The organism is Enterovibrio baiacu (genome assembly GCF_004120195.1).
GTDB classification, from domain to species: domain Bacteria; phylum Pseudomonadota; class Gammaproteobacteria; order Enterobacterales; family Vibrionaceae; genus Enterovibrio; species Enterovibrio baiacui.
The window spans coordinates 300,033-317,856 of the sequence record NZ_SCHN01000009.1; the positions used below are offsets into that span (position 1 = coordinate 300,033).

Here is a 17,824-nt window from a genome sequence, read left to right on the forward strand (position 1 = left end):
GCGGATTTCAAAGGGTAGGTCGTTACGAATGCGCCGTATTGGCAATCACTTTTAAAGCGTTTTATATCAGACAAGTAGTGAGTGATTAAGTGTTGCTTACTGCTTCTTCAACCGCAGTGTCTTGCTGAGCGTCGTTTACGTTTTCAACATAAACCGAAGCCACGTCAGTGTTTTCCGCGTTGATGCCTTGCTCTGCTTCCAATGCCATTTTTGCACGATCGGCTTTAGAAATGTATTTAGGCTTGTTGCTTGTCTTCAGCTTCGCGCTTTTCTTCTTTGCGCGGCTTTTTAGGATCTGATTTACTTTTTTCTTTCTGTTCATTGGGTCATTACCTCTTCGAAGGGAGAGGGATTCTAAGGAGAACCCGTGAGGAACTCAAGTGCGACAGCATTACTGTGGCTGAATGTGTCAAAAACAGCCAATTTTCTTTTCTTCTTTTGTGTTTCAAGTTTGACCAAGAAATGTAAATAACATGCGTTAATGAATGCTTGGTAGCGATTGTTATGTAAAGTGCTTATTAACAGCGCTCTAACAACGTTGAAAATACACCCAAATGGGTTTGTTAATGCGCTGTTTATTTTTGCGGTATGCCTATTTTTATTGGCCTCTTCCATACAAAAATTTTGTCTGTATACTTCGCGAACTTTTTTTACTAATGTTGTGTTAAATCATGAAAAAATTCGCGATTAAAGCTGTTGCTACAGCGATGTTAACTGTTTCTCTAACAGGTTGTATCGGTCAGATGGCAACATCAGGCATGGTGATGAAGTTGAACCTTACTGCCGTAGACAACCGCTATGCACGTGCCGGCCTTTATCTTCTGATGAGCCCAGTTTACGGTATTGCTGCAACGGCTGACTTGTTCATCTTCAACTCTATTGAATTCTGGACAGGTACTAACCCTATTTCTGGTAAATCTCCAGCAGTTGCAGACATGCCTGCAAATGCGATTTTCCGCATCAACCAGAAACTAGATAAAGATCTAACCACTGCGCCTATTAAAATCTCTTCTGCTGACGTTAAGCAGATCGATGACAAGACGCTAGAGATGGCAGTAAGCTACGCAGACGGCACTCAGCAGACGCTGCGCGGCGAAAAAGAAGACGAGATGGTAAACTTCTACCTAGACGGTGAATTTATCTCTGCGGTTTCTGTTGAAGAGCTGAACAACTACGCGGCTAATCGCGTATAATTCAGTGCAAGAAACATAACACCTATGCTGCGTTAAGCTGCTTGGGTTGAAGGCCCTGCCATCACTTGGTAGGGCTTTATTGTTTCTGCTGTTTTAAGGCGCGTATACCGTAACGTTCTGACATGACGTATCTATTTATCGACAGCGTTATATCGATAAATGCGTGATGATTGGGCGTTCACTGGGTGTAAGGGCAAGCGTGAAAATTTGAAAGGATGCACGAATCTTCTTGTCGAGAGGAAGAGGTTCTGATGATCAAACTAATTACTACATTGCCACCCTACGTTTCATTGTCGGTGGCGATTCTTTTCGAAATCATTGCCACATCTATGATGCCGAAAACCAATTCATTCACTCAGCCTGTGGTCACTGCCGCCGTGTTGATGTGTTATGGCATTTCTTTCTATTTGCTGTCGTTAACCGTAAAAGTGATGCCGTTGGGCATTGCCTATGCGATCTGGAGTGCGGCAGGGATTGTGCTTGTGTCGATGGTGGCATGGCTATGGCATGGACAACAACTTGATCTACCGGCAATGCTTGGCATGTCGATGATCATCGCCGGCGTGGTGATCATTAACCTTTTTTCTTCAGTTGTTCACTGAGTCTGCTGTTTTTCTCTAAACCTATAGCTTGTTCTTCGAGCCTGTTGTTTATTGAACCTATAGTGTGTTTTAGCGGCGTGGTGCCAATGTGGCATCACCACGCTTATTTTGACGCTAATACCTCTGAACGTGCCGCGTTGAGCAGGGTGTCGAGGTCATAATGCCCTTGGTCATCCACCCAAGATAATCCCACGCTGTACTCTACCTGATAGTTGAGGTTTCTCTCCTTGCCAGAGCGTTCCACGCGCTCTTTGAAACGTCGTAACGTATCATGCGTGCTTTCCAGTGACGTGTTAGTCATTAACACCACAAATTTGTCGCTGGCGAGTCTGCCGAGTACGTCAGAATTCCTAAACCCGAACTGTAACAACTCCCCAAAAAATGCCAGCGCACGATCGCCTTCTTTGTTGCCATGTTCTTGATTGATCGCGGCTACGCTTTTTAAATCGAAATAGGCGAGGCTGACAGGCAATTCCATTCGGTCACACATATTGAGGCTGTTTTGTGCCAACACGGTAAACCCAGCGTCATTGAGAAGGCCTGTGAGGTAATCTTGCGTGGACATTTCCATCGCGGCCAGTTCGTGCTCTACAAGATCCGCAATGTCTTTCAAGCTGCTGATGTCTTCAGCGGGAAAATCGCGAGGGGCACTGTCCCAAATGCTGATACTGCCGATAACGGTGCCATTGCTGTGTCGTAAAGGTACTGCCGCGTAGAAGCGCACATGATGCTCGCCGAGTACCCAAGGGTTGTTGGCAAATCTTGGGTCTTGGGTTGCATCGTTAACGATTACAGGGTCATTGGACAATATTGTGTGGGCGCAGAATGATACCTCGCGCGGGGTTTCTTCGGGGAATTGCCCGACATGGGATTTTACCCATTGGCGTTTTGAATCAATGAAGCTGATCATGGCTTCGTCGCAGGCATAGAGTTGTTGGGCAAGGCGTGTTAAGCGATCGAAGCGCTCTTCTGCGCCGGTATCCAAAACGTTGAGATGATGCAGCGCCTGAATGCGCTGCATTTCATTGGAAGGAAGAGAGGGCTTTTTCATGGGTCATCCAAAGTGTTCTATGCCTTCTAAAACTATAGAACACAATGAGATAACCCACGTTCAATCCCTTAACAATTTAAAGGAATACGTGTTTCTCCACGTGTTAGCTTGTGGTGTTTGGTGCGAGATCGTCCGGTGGTATTGATGCCGCTTCTTTACATCCCTCAGGCTTTGCATACATCGAAGTGAGCTGTTGACCTGAACTGTGGGTGAATCGGCGTACAAGGAGGTTGAGCTCTGCGGCGAGTAACTCAATGGTGTTCGCAGATTGGTTCGATTTTTTCGCGGCTTTCGATGTGGCGGCGGCCAAATCTGCAATCACCACGATGTTTCTGTCGACGCTCTCCGTAACCACGGTTTGCTCTTCCGATGCGGTTGCGATTTGCAAGTTCTGCCCCGCGATGTCTTCGATTTGATCTACCATCGCTATCATGACGTTCGCACCATCTTTAGCTTGTTTCACGCTGACGTCTGCCATCTCGCTGCTTTGGTTCATGACATCCACACTGTGTCGAATGCCTTGCTGAAGTTGTTCAATGATTTTGGTGATTTCGTCCGTCGATTCGTGGGTTTTCATGGCGAGTTCACGCACTTGGTCGGCGACAACAGCAAAGCCTCGACCTTGGTCGCCAGCGCGCGCAGCTTCGATGGCGGCATTGAGTGCCAAGAGGTTGGTTTGTTCGGTGATCGCGCGGATAACGTCGATCACAGAGCCTATCTCTTCGCTGTCGCTATTGAGTTGCTGCATGTTTTCGCTGGCGCTTCGCATGCTTTCTGACAGTTCATTGGCCTTGCGCGATGTTTGGCTGTTTACGTTGCGCCCCGTTTTTGCAGACGCTTGAAGGTCGGTGGCCACGGAGGCTGCACGAGCAACGCTTTGTGCGATGTCTTTGCTGGTGGCGGTCATTTCATTCATTGCCGTGGCGACGGTTTCTGATTCTTCACGCTGACGCTCTGCGTTTGTGGCGGTTTTCCCCGCCAGAACAAGGCTTCTGTTGGCATTAGATGAGAGTTGATAAGAAATGCTGGCGATCTTCTCCATGGTGTATTGGAGTTTTGAAATGAAGCGGTTGAAGTTGTTCGCCAATTGAGAAAGTTCATCATTGCCCGGCAATTGCATGCGGACATCCAGCGAGCTGTCGCCCTCTGAGATTTTCTTCATCAGATGATTCGCTGTCGACACCTTCATGGTGACATGGCGCGTGACCATGGTGAGTGCAAAACACACCAAAACCGCAAATAATCCACCCACGGTAGTCAGGCGCATGGTGACGGCGCTTTCTCTTTCTTTAATCGCGGACACCAGATCTTCACTGAGCCCTTTCATCTGCTTTTCCGTTTTCTGAACAGAAGCTCGTAAGCTGCCGTGAAGACCCTGTTGAGGAGAAAGGCCGATTTGCGCCATACCTAATGCAAGCTCATTAAACGTGTCTTGGTACTTACGCAGTGACGTTTCCATGATCAAACGCTGGCTGGCAGGCATATCACCGTTCGAAATCTGCGATTGAATGTTAGCGTACAACTCGTTGAACTTATTTACATAGCTGGCATCGAGTCGAAGCAGAAAATCTTTCTCAAAACGCCTTAACATCAGAAGCTGGTTGTAGAGGGCGTTATCCGCAATATCTTGAATTTCTATTTCTAATTGGTGGGAGGCACTCCGGACTAATCCTTGCAAGCCATTTTGATGATCGACTCCCACAGTGACGCGCTGATTCACCAACGCTTCAAAATCGAGTTGGTAGGTTCTGAGTGTTAACAGCATCTCGGCGATCGCTTGTTGCCCAGACATGTCGAGGTTGTTCATTTTGGTTCGCGCATTGGTGAGTGTGTCCCGAAGGTGTTGATACTCTGCGTCGAACCTGTCTTTGTACTTCAGATCATTTCGCGCCATAAAGTCTTTTTCATGGCGGCGCAGCATCAGCACTGAGGTTTGGCTTTTTAGTATGTCGACAGAGGTGGTGTCCAACACATTCAATTGCTTAAAAGAGAGGTAAAAGGTGAGCGCGAAGACCCCAACTGACACCACAATCATCACGACAATCCCATGAAGTTGCGCTTTTATAGTGTTTGGCAGTGCATTGAACATGTCGTCTCCTGTTTCGACGTTTGCACCTCGGTACTGCTGGGTGTGTAAGTGTTTTAAATATCGCTGTCTTAAATGTAGGACATTGACGCGCAACACTCGGGGTTTTATGACAAAAATATGTCAATCAAAATCCGCGTTGTGATCTGCATATGTTCTTCATGCGTGAGAGGCGCGAGCGTAAGCGATGGGGATGATTTGGTGCAATGTAGGGCGCTTTTGTTTGTTTGCTACGCTGATTTTATTCATGTTTTTTGAATGAATTGAACAAACATCTTGTCTGGAAGTTCAAGACGTTAGCTTCTATCTTTAAGGTAAGGACGAGCACATAGTTAACGTGTTGCTCGCTTTGTAATGGAGAATCAATAATGAAAAAGATCATCATTGCAGTGGGATTACTGGCAGCATCATCTTCAGTATTTGCAGGGAAAATGGGAAATGATCTCGATTTACGCGTTGTAAGCGTGACATCGGGAACCTGGGTTCAAGTGCTTCAAAATGGTGAGCCTGTTGAGGGAGCGACGGTGTCGTTATCAGGTACACTGGGTGAACACATTACGCCAGAAAATGGTCGAGTGTTTGTCATGGCAAATCAGCCGTCTTCACGCTCAGGCACATTGTCAGCTGTGATGGCAGACGGCAGGGAAATCAGCAAGCGTGTTGTACTTCCACGTGACCGCAAAGATTAATGCAGTCGCCCAATATAGAAACCTGCCCAACGGCAGGTTTTTTTATGCGCGTCGCGGTGCGACGTTGCCACTAAAAATCACTAATAAGACGAACGAAGTGCGCGTCTATCTGGTCTGATTAAGCAGGGATTCGTTATGTGCGCAGTGTGTCTCGACGACTGCGCCAAAAAGATAATGGAAAAGGGCATTACGTGAGAAAAAGGCTAGGAGTATCGCTCGGCATTGTGTTTGCAGGGCTAGTTGGATTAAGCGCAGTATCACTGACGGCGACAAGTTCCACCGTGGCCGAGTTGCATGCGATGAAAACCGATGAGGTTTCATTCCTCGAAGCAGGGGATGTTAACGCGGCCCAGCGCATTATTTTTATTCATGGCTCGCCGGGCAGCAAAGAAGGCTATGAGGACTACTTGAGTGATGCCGCATTGCAGCCGTATCATTTAATTGCGGTTGATCGCCCGGGTTTTGGTGCTTCTTCTCAGCCTGTACAAACGTCTCTTCAAGCGCAAGCAGAATCACTCATGCCCATATTGGCGCGCAGTGACAAACCCACCTTTTTGGTTGGGCATTCATTGGGCGGTCCCATCGCTCTGCAAGCCGCTTTGCTGTACCCCGATAAAATAGATGGTGTTCTGTTGGTCGCACCCGCGTTAGACCCTGCGCTTGAATCCCCCAAGTGGTACAACTATTTGGCCGATACCATTGTGGCAAATTGGATTTTGCCTAATGACATGTTGCTGTCGAACATTGAGATGATGGAGCTAGAAGGCGAACTCGAAAAATTAGCTGAACAAGAGTGGGGAGCGCTTTCTATTCCTGTTGTGCTGGTTCACGGTGAAGACGATGACATTGCAAACCCTGGCAATTCGCGGTTTGGAAAACGCAAACTGCCTAGTGCGACGTTAAAAATGATCGAAGATGAAGGGCATTTTGTCTTGTGGCAGAATGTGCCTTTGTTGGTAAATGAAATCAAAGCACTGTTGGCTACACCGTCACGTCACGATGATGGGAATGACGCCTGATAATGTAAATATCTGTAAAGTACCCTTGAAAAATGATCGAGGGAGGCGCATTTTAGTGATTCAGCGCATGTTATCTGCTAGAACGAGAAAGCATGAAAGGAAGCCAACACGATTTTAATCCACGGGGAATCGACATGAGACAAATCCTGATTAGTGTGGTTACGCTTATTCTAGGCTTCTTTACATTGGTGTTTGCTGCGGTACTCGGACTTTTTGTCTCTCTCAGCGCACTGATTGCAAAACCATTCATTATGAGAAAGTTGCGTAAAGTTCAAGCGCAACAAGCAGAGCAATACCAGCAACAATTTGAACAACCACATGATCGCGGTTTTGGCCCTCAGCCTCAGCACCGTGGTCAGGTGATTGATGGTGATTATCAAGACGTGACTGAAACACGTTAATCGCATCGAATTCTTTATGCGTACATTACGCGATAAGCAACGCCACGCAAATGCGTGGCGTTTTTGTTCGTTGACGATGTTCGTAGACTAGTTGGAGTGTGTTACTTCAAACGGGAAAAACTCCCATTCGTACTGTTCAAATAACGCGGCTATTTCACCGTTGTAAAGCAGCAACTCGAAGCGTTCGTCGTAAATGTCTCGGAGTGTTTCTCCGCGTTCGCTATCTGAAAACCCAGGGTAAAGCTTGAGATTGGTTAGAACCGCAACAGCAAAATCTCGACGATCGACTTTATTGTTACCTTCAAAGGCTTCTTCGATCTCGGAGTAAGCATCGATCAACATATCAATCCGCTCTGAATCGACCAGCGACAAACCTTGGCGCCGATTCTTCACTTCTTGAATCGCAAAGTTAAACTTCACAAGATATTCGTCGTAACCGTATCCCTTTACCCAGCCGATGGTTCGCCCTTGAAGGCTCTCTTCACCTTTCCATTCCTTGATCACTGAAGGCTTATAAGCTGCTGCAACTTGTTCGGCATCAAAATGCCAGCGTGGATAAAGAATGTTTTCTTGTTCATCAATATAAGAACCAAGAAAGATATCCATTTTTTGATTCTTAACCAGATAGGCGCTGCGAGAGTAGTTCGTGGTGAAGTAGCTGACTTTGTAACCTAGCGGTTCATAGACTTGGCGCATGATGTCCCAATACAAACCTGTGCCGTCTCTTTCTGTTGCATAGGCCCATGATTCGCTGACGATAATGATCTCTTTGTTTTCGAGTTCCTCAGCGTTCAACCAAGAAGCGGAAAGAAAGAACAAAAACATGCCCGTCATTAGGTGCGTTATTACCTTCAAAAGCCATGTGATGTTTCCATTTATTTTTTGATTTGTAGCTGAGAAACGCCAATGCGTAGTACTTGGCATCTTTCTATACGTCATCGAATTTGTCCCTAAATCATTTGGTCGCGCAGTACTTTAGTAATGGTTAAGGGGATATTCATCCCCGCTGCGTTGAATGGTCAGTGTTATTGACGAAGTGAAATGGTAACACTCACGATGGCATGATCGCTGCTGTAAGTATCCTGATCGAATTTGGGATTAATTAAGTGTTTATCTTCGCAATGAAAATCCCCCACTTCTGCGAGGCTGGCGGGGTCACTACTGTTGAATTCGTTAGAAAGCAGAATGTAATCAAGCACCGAGCCTTTCGCATGGAAGTAGTGTGTGCTTGGGCGTTCTAAACTCGTCTCTTCGATGTTCTTTACATACAGATCCCAGCTGTCGTGCATTTGATAGTGCGAGAGAGGGAGATCTGCCATGTCTTCAGTGATTGAGCGAAGCCCCGACATGTGAAAAGCGCTCAGTACTTCGCTGTTGATGTCATCGTTAAAATCGCCCATCACAATCGCGGGGTTATTGGTGTGAGAACGGCGCGTAAGGATAGATGCCATCAAGTGGCAGGCTTCCGAACCGCGTTGAATCGAGGAAGCCCAAGAGCCACTGATCTCGGTGCAAATGGAGTCGTGTAGCGTGCGTTCTGTGCCTTCCTTATTCTCTTCAATCATTGGGCGCTTGGATTTCAAATGCACAACGTACACGTCGGTTTGTCCCAATGAAGGTAACTCTAACGTTGCAAACAGCGGGAGACGGCTGTATTCGAAGTCTTCGTTCATTCCAAGCTTTGCTGATAGCGCGGGATCTGCGCGAAGGGGCAGGGCGCTGAGAATCGGGTAGCGAGATGCCAAGGTAACCACTGGGCTGCGGTACACATATTCATCAATGGGTTCAGGTTCATCAACCACTGAAAAGAAGCGATAACCAAGCGGCTCAAGCAGTGCTTTCAAAGCACTTGCACTGAACACTTCTTGGAATGCGATGATATCTGGCTGATAGCTACCGATGTAGCGATTCAACCAAGCACGTTTCTGATGCCATTGCTCTTCGGTGTAGATGTTGCTGAATTCATAAAATGCACCGGGCGGCTCGATAAAATTAAACAAATTTATCGTTGCGAGTTTTAAGCCAAAGGCACTGTGTGCAAAGGAACTTCTACTATTGGTTGCGAACACGTTTTTGTCTCGCGATTGAAAAGCGTGTTTATATTATAGCGAATTCTGCCTAATCAACCTGTCAGTAAGACGAAAAGAACGTGTGAAGATTGAGATGTGCGAGTGGGGCGGAGATCAAAGTGTGAATCATGTAACGCATTGAGTTAAAAGGCGCGCTTCTTGAGGGGGAATCAAGAAGCGCTCCTGAGCGTTAAGCGGAGGCTTTTACGTCACCGTCTTTTGGCGTGTCTTGACCTGTTTCGTCAGTTTCTGCCTGAGACTGTGATTGGTCGCTGAGCACTTCTGCTAAGTTAGCGCGAGAAAGCTCACCTTGAATTTCACCGTCTTCATCCAATACGGGTAACGGCAATTCATGTTCAAGGGTATCAGGAATAACCGCTTCCAGTAGTGCATCGGACTGAATACCGGGTACTGCTTCCAATACGGAGTCATCAATCGCTTCGCCGTGTTGTGATGAATCGACGGATTCAAGATGATCACGGCGTAACGCACCTTGATAGCCATCATCATTCACGTAGTAGGCGTGTTCTGCTTTCGCTTGACGCATCTGCGTGATGGCTTCGCCAATGGTGTCAGAGCTAATGCGGCAGCTCTGAGGCTTCATCACGGTATCAACGGTCAATGCGCGCGCACGGTTCACGTCTTTCACGAAGGCTTCTACATAGTCATCGGCTGGGTTAAGCAGAATGTCTACAGGGCGGCCTTGCTGAATGAGTTTACCGTCTCGTAAGATGGCAATACGATCGCCTAGGCGAAGTGCTTCATCCAAATCGTGGGTGATAAAGATGATGGTCTTGTGCAGCTTCTCTTGCAGGTCGATAAGCTGATCTTGCATTTCGCTTCGGATCAGTGGGTCGAGTGCAGAGAAAGCTTCATCCATTAAGAGGATTTCAGCATCAGTACACAAGGCGCGAGCAAGGCCAACACGTTGTTGCTGACCACCAGAAAGTTGAGACGGGTATTGTTGCTCGTAGCCGCCCAGTCCCACCGTTTCCAGCCAATCTGTGGCTTTCTTATCGCGATCCGCTTTAGCAATGCCTTGCACCTGCAACCCGTATGCAACGTTTTGAAGCACTGTGCGGTGCGGCATAAGGCCAAAACGCTGGAATACCATCGACATTTTGTGGCGACGGAAATCTTGAAGCTCTTTCTCATTAAGCTTCATGACATCTTCACCTTCCACGATGATTTGACCTTCAGTCGGCTCAATCAAGCGGTTGAAGTGGCGAATCAGCGTTGATTTGCCTGAACCTGACAAGCCCATGATCACGAAGATTTCGCCGCGCTGAATGTCCAAGTCAATTTGTTGAAGGCCGACGGTGTGACCAGTGTCGGCCAAGATGTCGTCTTTCGATTTACCCGCCACGACATCCGGCATCACCTTTTGCGGTGTTTTTCCGAAGATCTTGTAGAGGCCTTTAATTTGAATCAATGGTTTTTCGGTACTACTCATGGTGGCCTCCGCTTAGATGCTGCTGCGAACGTTTTGCATAACTTTGTGATACGCGGTCGAAGATGATCGCCAGCGCCACAATAGCGAGACCGTTAATCAGTCCAAGCGTAAAATACTGGTTCGTGATGGATTTCAATACCGGCTGGCCAAGGCCTTTCACACCGATCATTGATGCAATAACCACCATGGCGAGTGCCATCATAATTGTTTGGTTGATACCCGCCATAATGGTAGGCATAGCCAGTGGAAGCTGAACACCGAACAAGCGCTGTGAAGGGCTCGCACCGTATGCTGTCGCGGCTTCTAACACTTCTTTATCAACCAATCGAATACCGAGGTTTGTTAGTCGAATGACTGGCGGGATTGCGTAGATAACCACGGCAATAACACCAGGAATTTTACCAATACCCAACAACATTACGACTGGGATAAGGTAAACGAATGCTGGCATGGTTTGCATTACGTCAAGCAACGGCGTAACGAATGACTGAATGCGGTTTGAGCGTGCCATCGCGATGCCAATGGGGATGCCGAGTCCAATCGCGACCATGGTACACACAAGAATAATACTCATGGTCCGCATGGTGTCTTCCCACATGCCGAAATAGCCGATGGCACAGAACACAACGATAACGCTCACAGCGAGTTTCCATGAACGGCTAGCTAAATATGAAACGACGGCGAGAACGCCAATCATGATAAACCAAGGTGTCCCGAGGAGTAGCTTTTCAAACCAAATCAGAAAAGCGAGAAGGGGATCGAAGAAGGATTCGATGGTTTCGCCATAGTTTCGTGAAAATTCACGATAAGCACCATCGAGGGTTTTACGGATAGCGAGAAGGTCTGAACGCTCCATCTCTGGGAATTCCGTTAACCAATTATTGTCTGCCATAACAGTACAACGTCCTCTGTTGTTATAGTAATTGAAATTGCATGAATAACTGTGTTGCTGCTGCAATAGCGTAAATACAAAAGTAGGCTGACGTAGGTCAGCCTACCTCTTACAAAGAAAGTTTAAAGCGCGCTTTTTACTTTCTTCGCGACTTCAGGAGACACCCACTGTGACCAGATATCAGCGTGGTTGTTCAAGAAGTGCTCACCCGCAATCTCACCGTCTGCTTGGTTTTCTTCCATCCAAGCAAGCAGACTGTTCAAATCAGCGGTGGTAAATGAACGGTTAGCCAAGTAGTTAACCGCTTCAGGTGCACGTTGAGCAAAGCTCTCAGTGATAACGGTATCTACCGCTGAAGGCGGATACATGGTTGGTTTCGGGTCAAGACATTCTGCGTCAGTTGTACACGTTTTAAAGTGCTCTTCGTCAATGCCTGAACCAAAGTCTACTTTCACCATCTCATATTTGCCCAGTACGGCAGTCGGTGCCCAGTAGTAACCAAACCAACCTTCGCCACGCTCGTACGCTTTCGCTATCGAGCCAGAAAGACCTGCGCCTGAACCTGGATCAATCAGTTCAAACCCTTCTTCTTCTAGGCCAAGAGCGTTGAACAAGTTACCTGATGAAATTTGGCAGTTCCAACCCGCTGGACAGCCGTAGAATGCAGATTTTGATGGATCTTCAGGGTGCTTGAAGAGGTTTGCGTTTTTCTTAACGCCTTCAATGGTTGCAATACTTGGGTCTTTATCAACTAAGAACTTTGGTACCCAGAAACCTTCAACACCCCCTTCTGACAGTGTTTTACCTGCATAGCGCAAGCGACCTTCTTCTACACCTTTGTCCAATGCAGCCTTGAGTGAGTTACTCCAGAACTCAGGTGCAATATCAGGTTCACCCTTTTCAATCATGGATGTGCCGGTTGGCATGGTATCGCCAGGAACTAGCTCAGCATCACAGTCGTAACCGTTCGCGAGGATGAAAAGGTCGATGTTCGCGATAACGGTCGCGGAGTTCCAGTTCATGTCGGCAATGGTGACTTTGCCACACTCAGATGCGTAGCTCGCCATTGGCATCGCTGAAAGCAATAGGGCTGAAGTGGTCAATAGTTTTTTCATGGAGATCCCTCTCATTAGTGTCCCTTTGCCAAAGGGATTAAATACAACTCTAATCAATTGGCTTGGTAAGATCGCACTACGTATTTATCAACAATCTGGTTTAACGTGCTGATAAATATATAGGCAACAGACGTAATCATAACAAAGTAGACCGTCTCTTTCTGCACGCGTGTTACATTTTGAATAAAAATTGTTTCGTCCACTAAATGATATTTGCGAAATTCTTAGTGCTAACTGTGCAAGTAACCTAATGAATCTAATAAGAAATATAGAAGGTATGGCGACAGTTATGATTCTTTTTGGAGACAATATTTTTAAAAGTGAGAATTGAAGATTTAACTTCAAATACACTGACACAGGATGAAATTTTTCAGCATAACTTCGGTTTATTGGTGCGAGATCAATCGAATTTTGGGTGAAAATGATGGGCCATACTGTACTTGTTTTGGAAGATGACGCAGACATTGCACAGTTACTTTGCTTGCATTTGAAAGTGTTAGGACATGAAGTTCATCGAGGCGCTTCCTTAAAAGAGGGGTATCGAATTCTGAAAGAGCAGTCGATCGATGCCGTGGTTCTCGATCGCGGTTTAGAAGATGGTGATGGCATTTCTCTCTGTCACGAATTACGCCGACAGCAGAAAGGGCTTCCTATCCTGATGCTCACTGCCATGGATTCTGAATCTGACATGGTGGAAGGGTTTGAATCCGGTGCGGATGATTACATGGCGAAACCTTTTAGCGTGATTGAGTTTCAAGTCAGAACACGTGCATTACTGCGCCGCATCACGCATCAAGAATGGGATGAATCAGAACGACAACAAAAGCAAACGGCCGAAGAAAGCGCGGATAGCAAAGTGTTGTCGAGCAGTACGCATGCCGCTCACGATATCACCCCGCAACTCATGTTCGAACACCTAGAAATCTGCCCTGATACCCACAGCGTGCGATTGGATGGACAGCAAATCGATTTAACCCCCACCGAATTTTCTCTGCTCTGTTGCCTTGCGAAACGTCCAGAACGTGTATTTAGCAAAGACGAATTGCTGAGCCGTGTATGGAATACCGATTATGACGGCTATCGCCACACCGTTTGTTGTGCGGTGAACCGTCTGCGCGGCAAGTTAGAGCGTGACCCTGAGATGCCTAAGTACATTCATACCGTGTGGGGCGTCGGGTATAAATTCAGAGAAGCGATGACACACGCCAGTTAGTGTTTGTGTCGGGCGTTAGTGTTAGGCGTAAAGGAGAGGTTTGTTGACGTTTAAGAACCGTTTATTGTTTTTCACATTGATTTGGTTTGTTGGCAGTGCAGCCGTACTCACCAAATTGAGTGTGGATGTTTGGGAAGGAAACGAGCTTAAAACGCAGCAATCCTTACACCGCGATCTCGCTCGTCACATGCGTGATGACAACCCCTTGATGGTCGGGGATGACTACAGTCCTGCTGCTTTGTCTTCTATCTTTCATACCTTGATGCTACTCGGCCCTGATTTTGAGATCTACTTTCTTGATCCTGAGGGAAACATAACCACGTCAGGACCGCCTGTTGAGGAGGTTCGGCGACAGCAAGTGTCAGTTGAACCCATTAAAGCTTTTTTGGCTGAAAAGCCTCTCCCCATACTGGGACAAGATCCCATGACACATGATCAGGACATGGTTTTTTCCGCTGCTCAAATTTCCGAAAATGGTATTGTGATGGGATACCTCTACGTCGTGATTGGCAGTCAGCAGCGCAATGCAGCCACGCATCCTGATAACTTTATTCAATACGCGCCCATCGTTCTCGCGGCGCTTGTCGCCATTTCTCTTTTTGCTCTCGGTGTTTATCGCATGGTCTTTAAGCGCATCATCATTCCGGGAAGAAACATGGTGCGACAGATTGAAGATGCTGCCACGTCTGAATTTCGCATCACCCCTCCTTTGGCGCTGACGTCTTACGAACTGCAAGAGCTCGCAGAACAATGTCGTCGGATGATGAGCGTCATTCAGCAACAATTTATTCAGCTACGCATACAAGAAGCTCAGCGACGGGAGTATTTGCTGCAACTTAGTCATGATCTCAAAACCCCGCTTGCCAATATTTTGGGTTACATCGAAACCTGGCGTCTTCAGCACAAAGAAGGTCGCGGGATGATTGATACCGCTTATCACAATGCTCAGCGTCTTGATCGCTATTTAAAAGATCAATTGGCGGCTGCACGTTCGCCGACCGCTAAAATTGTTTTGGCCTACCGAGAGTTAGACGTTGAAGCATTGTTGAGCGAAGTAAAAACGCGGTTCGAGTTACCGTTGAAGCAAAAGAAAATAGATCTCGTGGTCACCAATACGCCTGATTTGTTTGTGGTTGCTGATGAGCAATTGATCAATCGTGTGTTTGATAACTTGATTGAAAATGCTATTCGGCACAGCCCACAACGTTCGAGCATCTATTTGGATGTGAGTAAAAAGAGCCAGAGTAAAATCGTGTTTACGTTCATCAATACGGTGGCCGAGAACGGTGACTCAGGTTCTTTGGGCATGGGCACCAAGATTGTTGAAGCGATTTTAAGCCTTCACCAAACTCACCTCGAGATTTGTGATGGCTCGGTCGAAGACGGCAGTGGAAATGGTGACGAACGTTATTGCGTGAATTTTGCGCTTTCATCGATTGCGCCGCCGTCTGCTCGGTCGCCGATGTTGTTGCCAAAGGTGATTGAAGACCTTGATGATGCCCCTGTTATTCAATCTGACTACCCAGCCATGTCGGCGGTGGCAAAAAGGGAGCTCGCCAGAGAAAAAGAAGACGATGTGAATGCCGAGTTGTCATCTCTTTTGGCAACATCGACAAACCCTGTGGCGAAAGACGCGTTGGATCAGGCCATTGATGAGTTGCCGCCGATGACGGCGTCAGTCTCTTCCTCGTTAACTGACAGCGATGCTCAGCCCGATAATGTCGACGTGGAGGCACTGGGAGAAAATGCAAAAACGGGCCGTGATTCCAACCTAGATGCGTTCAAGGGAATCAAGCCTTAGCGCCGGAAGCATAGACATCACCACACGTAGCTCAGCTTACTCCATGTCCACATCCATACGTCGAGTAAGGCTTCCCCTGTGCGGGTTCTTTTCGGGTAAAAACCGACGGTAGCTTGGCTGCCATATCGAAGACCCGCATCGGTTGGCAAGTCGAAAAAGCGAATATTGACGGGGTAGCGCTGCGCCTGCTGCAAGGTGCTTGAGGTGTTATTATGTTCAAAAGCATCACTGTCCCCATTATCGTTTCCCCAGCCGATAGACGTTATCTCACCGTGAAAAACTTTCCCTGGATACACATCAAAAACCATCTTTGCGATTGTGCCTTTTCTTAAATAGGTCAGAGAGTTTTCCTGCACCATGGCAGTCAGCCAAAAATGGTGGGTATCAATGTATGTCATCACAGGTTGTCCTGCGGCAACATAATCGCCAGCAGTCATGCGCATGTTGGTGATCACCCCATTATCAGGCGCAATGATCTTGGTATACGACAGGTTAAGGAGCGCATGATCCAAGGTATTCAACGCTGTTTTTAACTGAGGAGATCGTTGCGCTTTGTTGTCGAGCATGTTTTCCGCAACGTTAAGTGCGTCTATTGTTGTCGCTAGCGCCAACTTGGCTTCTTGTCGTGCTTTAAGGCTTTCTTGTAGCGTGGTGTTGTTAATCACTCCCATCCTTGCCAGCGTCATGTTGCGTTGAACATAGCGCTTTGCTTGTGCCAAACTCACCCTCGCATTCACTTCCTCAATTTTGGCATTTAATAGCGCGGTTGAATCTCCCCCCAATGATTGAGCAACCTGTTGGAGTGCAAGCTGTGCGGCTTCGACATCGAGTTGGAATGGGGCTGATTCAATACTAAAAAGCGGGTAGTTCCGTTTTACAGAAACATTGTCGATCACCGCAATGCTCGCTATGGTTCCTGATACTTGCGGCGCAATGTGGATCATTTGACCGTTGACGCTGCCATGTTGCGTAATGGGGGTGACGCGTGTCGCCCAGAGTGTATATAGCCAAATGCCAAAGGCGACGAGCAGGATGCAAAGGAGATAACGACGAGAGCGACTGGCCGTCTTCGGTGTATTCACTGTTTCGGTGTGGATCGCTTGTTCAGGCGCATCATGAATACGGCTTTCGCTCATGCTTGGGTCCTTGCATACGTTGAAATGGAGTGCGTCAGAGACAACCGTTCACTCGCTTATTATTGTTTTTTCTAAGCGTGTGATTGCACATGGGAATTAAGTCTATGGGGCGAGGCAGGTGCATGTTGTCCAACTTTAGACACTTTGCAGTGAACAGTTGTCACACCCTGTTTGCCCTTTGAGAATGTGGCATCGCGGAGAGGGATGTCACTGAGGGTTGGTAAACGTTAAGAAAGGACGCAAAGAAAAGGAAAGCCCTTTAGGCACACTTGTTTGCACCAAAAGGGCTTAGGATGAGCAAAGCTCGCGCGCGCGACTTAATCAGTTTCCCGTGAACTGAGGCGGGCGTTTTTCTATGAAGGCATGCATTCCTTCTTTTTGGTCTTCCGTGGCAAAGAGGCCATGGAACAACCGGCGCTCAGATCGCACGCCGTCTTCAATAGTGAGGCGCTCTGCATTGAGAACACATTCTTTTGCCAAAGCGACAGCAGGTTTGCTGTAACTGGCTATCGTTCTGGCTGCATGCATTGTTTCGTCCATCAATTGATCATCAGGCAGCACCCTAGAAACCAATCCTGCCCGCTCTGCTTCGACAGCATCCATCATGCGGCCCGTAAGAATCATGTCGATGGCTTTAGATTTCCCAACCAGTTTAGTGAGGCGTTGTGAACCCCCCATGCCGGGAATGACGCCGATGGTCAGCTCTGGTTGTCCAAAGAGCGCGGATTCCGTGGCGAAAATGGTGTCGCACATCATGGCGAGCTCACAGCCACCTCCCAGTGCATAACCTGACACGGCAGCGATGATGGGCGTGCGGGTGCGTCCTACTGCTTCCCATCCTGCAAAGTAATCGGTGGCGGCCATGTCTTGATACGTCATGTCGGCCATTTCGCTAATGTCAGCGCCTGCGGCAAAGATTTGGTTGCTTCCTGTTATCACAAAACAACCTACCTCTGGCTTCTCATCAAAGTGAGCAAGCGCACTGGTGAGCTCGCGCATCACTGCGCTGTTGAGTGCGTTTCTTTTTTCAGGGCGATTGATCGTGATGGTCACGACACCGCGATCAAACTCGGTATTGATAAACATGGTTACGTCCTTATTCAT

General features: G+C 47.5%; 17 protein-coding genes. 7 read left to right on the top strand and 10 right to left on the bottom strand.

Annotated elements, in window-relative coordinates; translation table 11 throughout:
- Nucleotides 1–85: 85 nt before the first annotated feature.
- Nucleotides 86–322, bottom strand: coding sequence for a DUF2986 domain-containing protein (locus EQP46_RS10905; protein WP_129493666.1), 237 nt, complete (start codon nucleotides 320–322; stop codon nucleotides 86–88).
- Nucleotides 323–671: 349 nt separating this feature from the next.
- Here EQP46_RS10905 and EQP46_RS10910 point away from each other — a divergent pair, with 349 nt between their 5' ends.
- Nucleotides 672–1,193: a DUF3332 domain-containing protein gene (locus EQP46_RS10910; protein ID WP_129493667.1), complete on the top strand. Its 522-nt coding sequence runs from the start codon at nucleotides 672–674 to the stop codon at nucleotides 1,191–1,193.
- A 272-nt stretch (nucleotides 1,194–1,465) separates the two neighbouring features.
- Nucleotides 1,466–1,795: a DMT family transporter gene (locus tag EQP46_RS10915; protein WP_420841375.1), complete on the top strand. Its 330-nt coding sequence runs from the start codon at nucleotides 1,466–1,468 to the stop codon at nucleotides 1,793–1,795.
- A gap of 103 nt (nucleotides 1,796–1,898) precedes the next feature.
- On the opposite strand, the gene EQP46_RS10920 is transcribed toward EQP46_RS10915, so the two are convergent.
- On the bottom strand, nucleotides 1,899–2,846 hold the full coding sequence (locus tag EQP46_RS10920) for a sensor domain-containing diguanylate cyclase (RefSeq protein WP_129493669.1): 948 nt from the start codon (nucleotides 2,844–2,846) through the stop codon (nucleotides 1,899–1,901).
- Between the two features lie 103 nt (nucleotides 2,847–2,949).
- Nucleotides 2,950–4,935 (bottom strand): methyl-accepting chemotaxis protein, encoded by a 1,986-nt coding sequence (locus EQP46_RS10925; RefSeq protein WP_129493670.1) that lies wholly within the window; start codon nucleotides 4,933–4,935, stop codon nucleotides 2,950–2,952.
- 365 nt (nucleotides 4,936–5,300) lie between these two features.
- Here EQP46_RS10925 and EQP46_RS10930 point away from each other — a divergent pair, with 365 nt between their 5' ends.
- The 3 genes from EQP46_RS10930 (at nucleotide 5,301) to EQP46_RS10940 (ending at nucleotide 7,041) form a co-directional block, all read left to right on the top strand.
- Nucleotides 5,301–5,621 (top strand): hypothetical protein, encoded by a 321-nt coding sequence (locus tag EQP46_RS10930; RefSeq protein WP_129493671.1) that lies wholly within the window; start codon nucleotides 5,301–5,303, stop codon nucleotides 5,619–5,621.
- A 191-nt stretch (nucleotides 5,622–5,812) separates the two neighbouring features.
- Complete coding sequence (locus EQP46_RS10935; RefSeq protein ID WP_240671708.1) at nucleotides 5,813–6,640, top strand: alpha/beta fold hydrolase; 828 nt, start codon at nucleotides 5,813–5,815, stop codon at nucleotides 6,638–6,640.
- Nucleotides 6,641–6,774: 134 nt separating this feature from the next.
- Nucleotides 6,775–7,041, top strand: a complete 267-nt coding sequence (locus tag EQP46_RS10940; RefSeq protein WP_129493672.1) for a hypothetical protein — start codon at nucleotides 6,775–6,777, stop codon at nucleotides 7,039–7,041.
- An 87-nt stretch (nucleotides 7,042–7,128) separates the two neighbouring features.
- On the opposite strand, the gene EQP46_RS10945 is transcribed toward EQP46_RS10940, so the two are convergent.
- The 5 genes from EQP46_RS10945 to EQP46_RS10965 form a co-directional block, all read right to left on the bottom strand.
- Complete coding sequence (locus tag EQP46_RS10945) at nucleotides 7,129–7,875, bottom strand: substrate-binding periplasmic protein (RefSeq protein ID WP_129493673.1); 747 nt, start codon at nucleotides 7,873–7,875, stop codon at nucleotides 7,129–7,131.
- A gap of 191 nt (nucleotides 7,876–8,066) precedes the next feature.
- Nucleotides 8,067–9,041, bottom strand: a complete 975-nt coding sequence (locus EQP46_RS10950; RefSeq protein WP_206688287.1) for an endonuclease/exonuclease/phosphatase family protein — start codon at nucleotides 9,039–9,041, stop codon at nucleotides 8,067–8,069.
- A gap of 259 nt (nucleotides 9,042–9,300) precedes the next feature.
- The gene (locus EQP46_RS10955; RefSeq protein WP_129493675.1) at nucleotides 9,301–10,563 is read right to left on the bottom strand and encodes a quaternary amine ABC transporter ATP-binding protein; all 1,263 of its coding nucleotides are present in this window, start codon (nucleotides 10,561–10,563) and stop codon (nucleotides 9,301–9,303) included.
- On the bottom strand, nucleotides 10,556–11,455 hold the full coding sequence (locus tag EQP46_RS10960; protein ID WP_129493676.1) for an ABC transporter permease: 900 nt from the start codon (nucleotides 11,453–11,455) through the stop codon (nucleotides 10,556–10,558). Before EQP46_RS10960 ends, EQP46_RS10955 begins: the two co-directional genes overlap by 8 nt.
- Before the next feature lie 122 nt (nucleotides 11,456–11,577).
- Nucleotides 11,578–12,570: an ABC transporter substrate-binding protein gene (locus tag EQP46_RS10965; RefSeq protein WP_129493677.1), complete on the bottom strand. Its 993-nt coding sequence runs from the start codon at nucleotides 12,568–12,570 to the stop codon at nucleotides 11,578–11,580.
- Nucleotides 12,571–12,994: 424 nt separating this feature from the next.
- On the opposite strand from EQP46_RS10965, the gene EQP46_RS10975 reads away from it, so the two are divergent.
- Both EQP46_RS10975 and EQP46_RS10980 read left to right on the top strand, forming a co-directional pair.
- Nucleotides 12,995–13,783: a response regulator transcription factor gene (locus EQP46_RS10975; RefSeq protein ID WP_192545498.1), complete on the top strand. Its 789-nt coding sequence runs from the start codon at nucleotides 12,995–12,997 to the stop codon at nucleotides 13,781–13,783.
- A gap of 43 nt (nucleotides 13,784–13,826) precedes the next feature.
- Nucleotides 13,827–15,584, top strand: coding sequence for a sensor histidine kinase (locus EQP46_RS10980; RefSeq protein ID WP_129493679.1), 1,758 nt, complete (start codon nucleotides 13,827–13,829; stop codon nucleotides 15,582–15,584).
- A gap of 17 nt (nucleotides 15,585–15,601) precedes the next feature.
- Here the strand turns inward: EQP46_RS10980 and EQP46_RS10985 are convergent, their stop codons facing one another.
- Together EQP46_RS10985 and EQP46_RS10990 are read right to left on the bottom strand one after the other, a co-directional pair.
- Nucleotides 15,602–16,720 (bottom strand): HlyD family secretion protein, encoded by a 1,119-nt coding sequence (locus tag EQP46_RS10985; protein ID WP_129493680.1) that lies wholly within the window; start codon nucleotides 16,718–16,720, stop codon nucleotides 15,602–15,604.
- Between the two features lie 321 nt (nucleotides 16,721–17,041).
- Complete coding sequence (locus EQP46_RS10990) at nucleotides 17,042–17,806, bottom strand: enoyl-CoA hydratase-related protein (RefSeq protein ID WP_129493681.1); 765 nt, start codon at nucleotides 17,804–17,806, stop codon at nucleotides 17,042–17,044.
- Nucleotides 17,807–17,824: the final 18 nt, after the last annotated feature.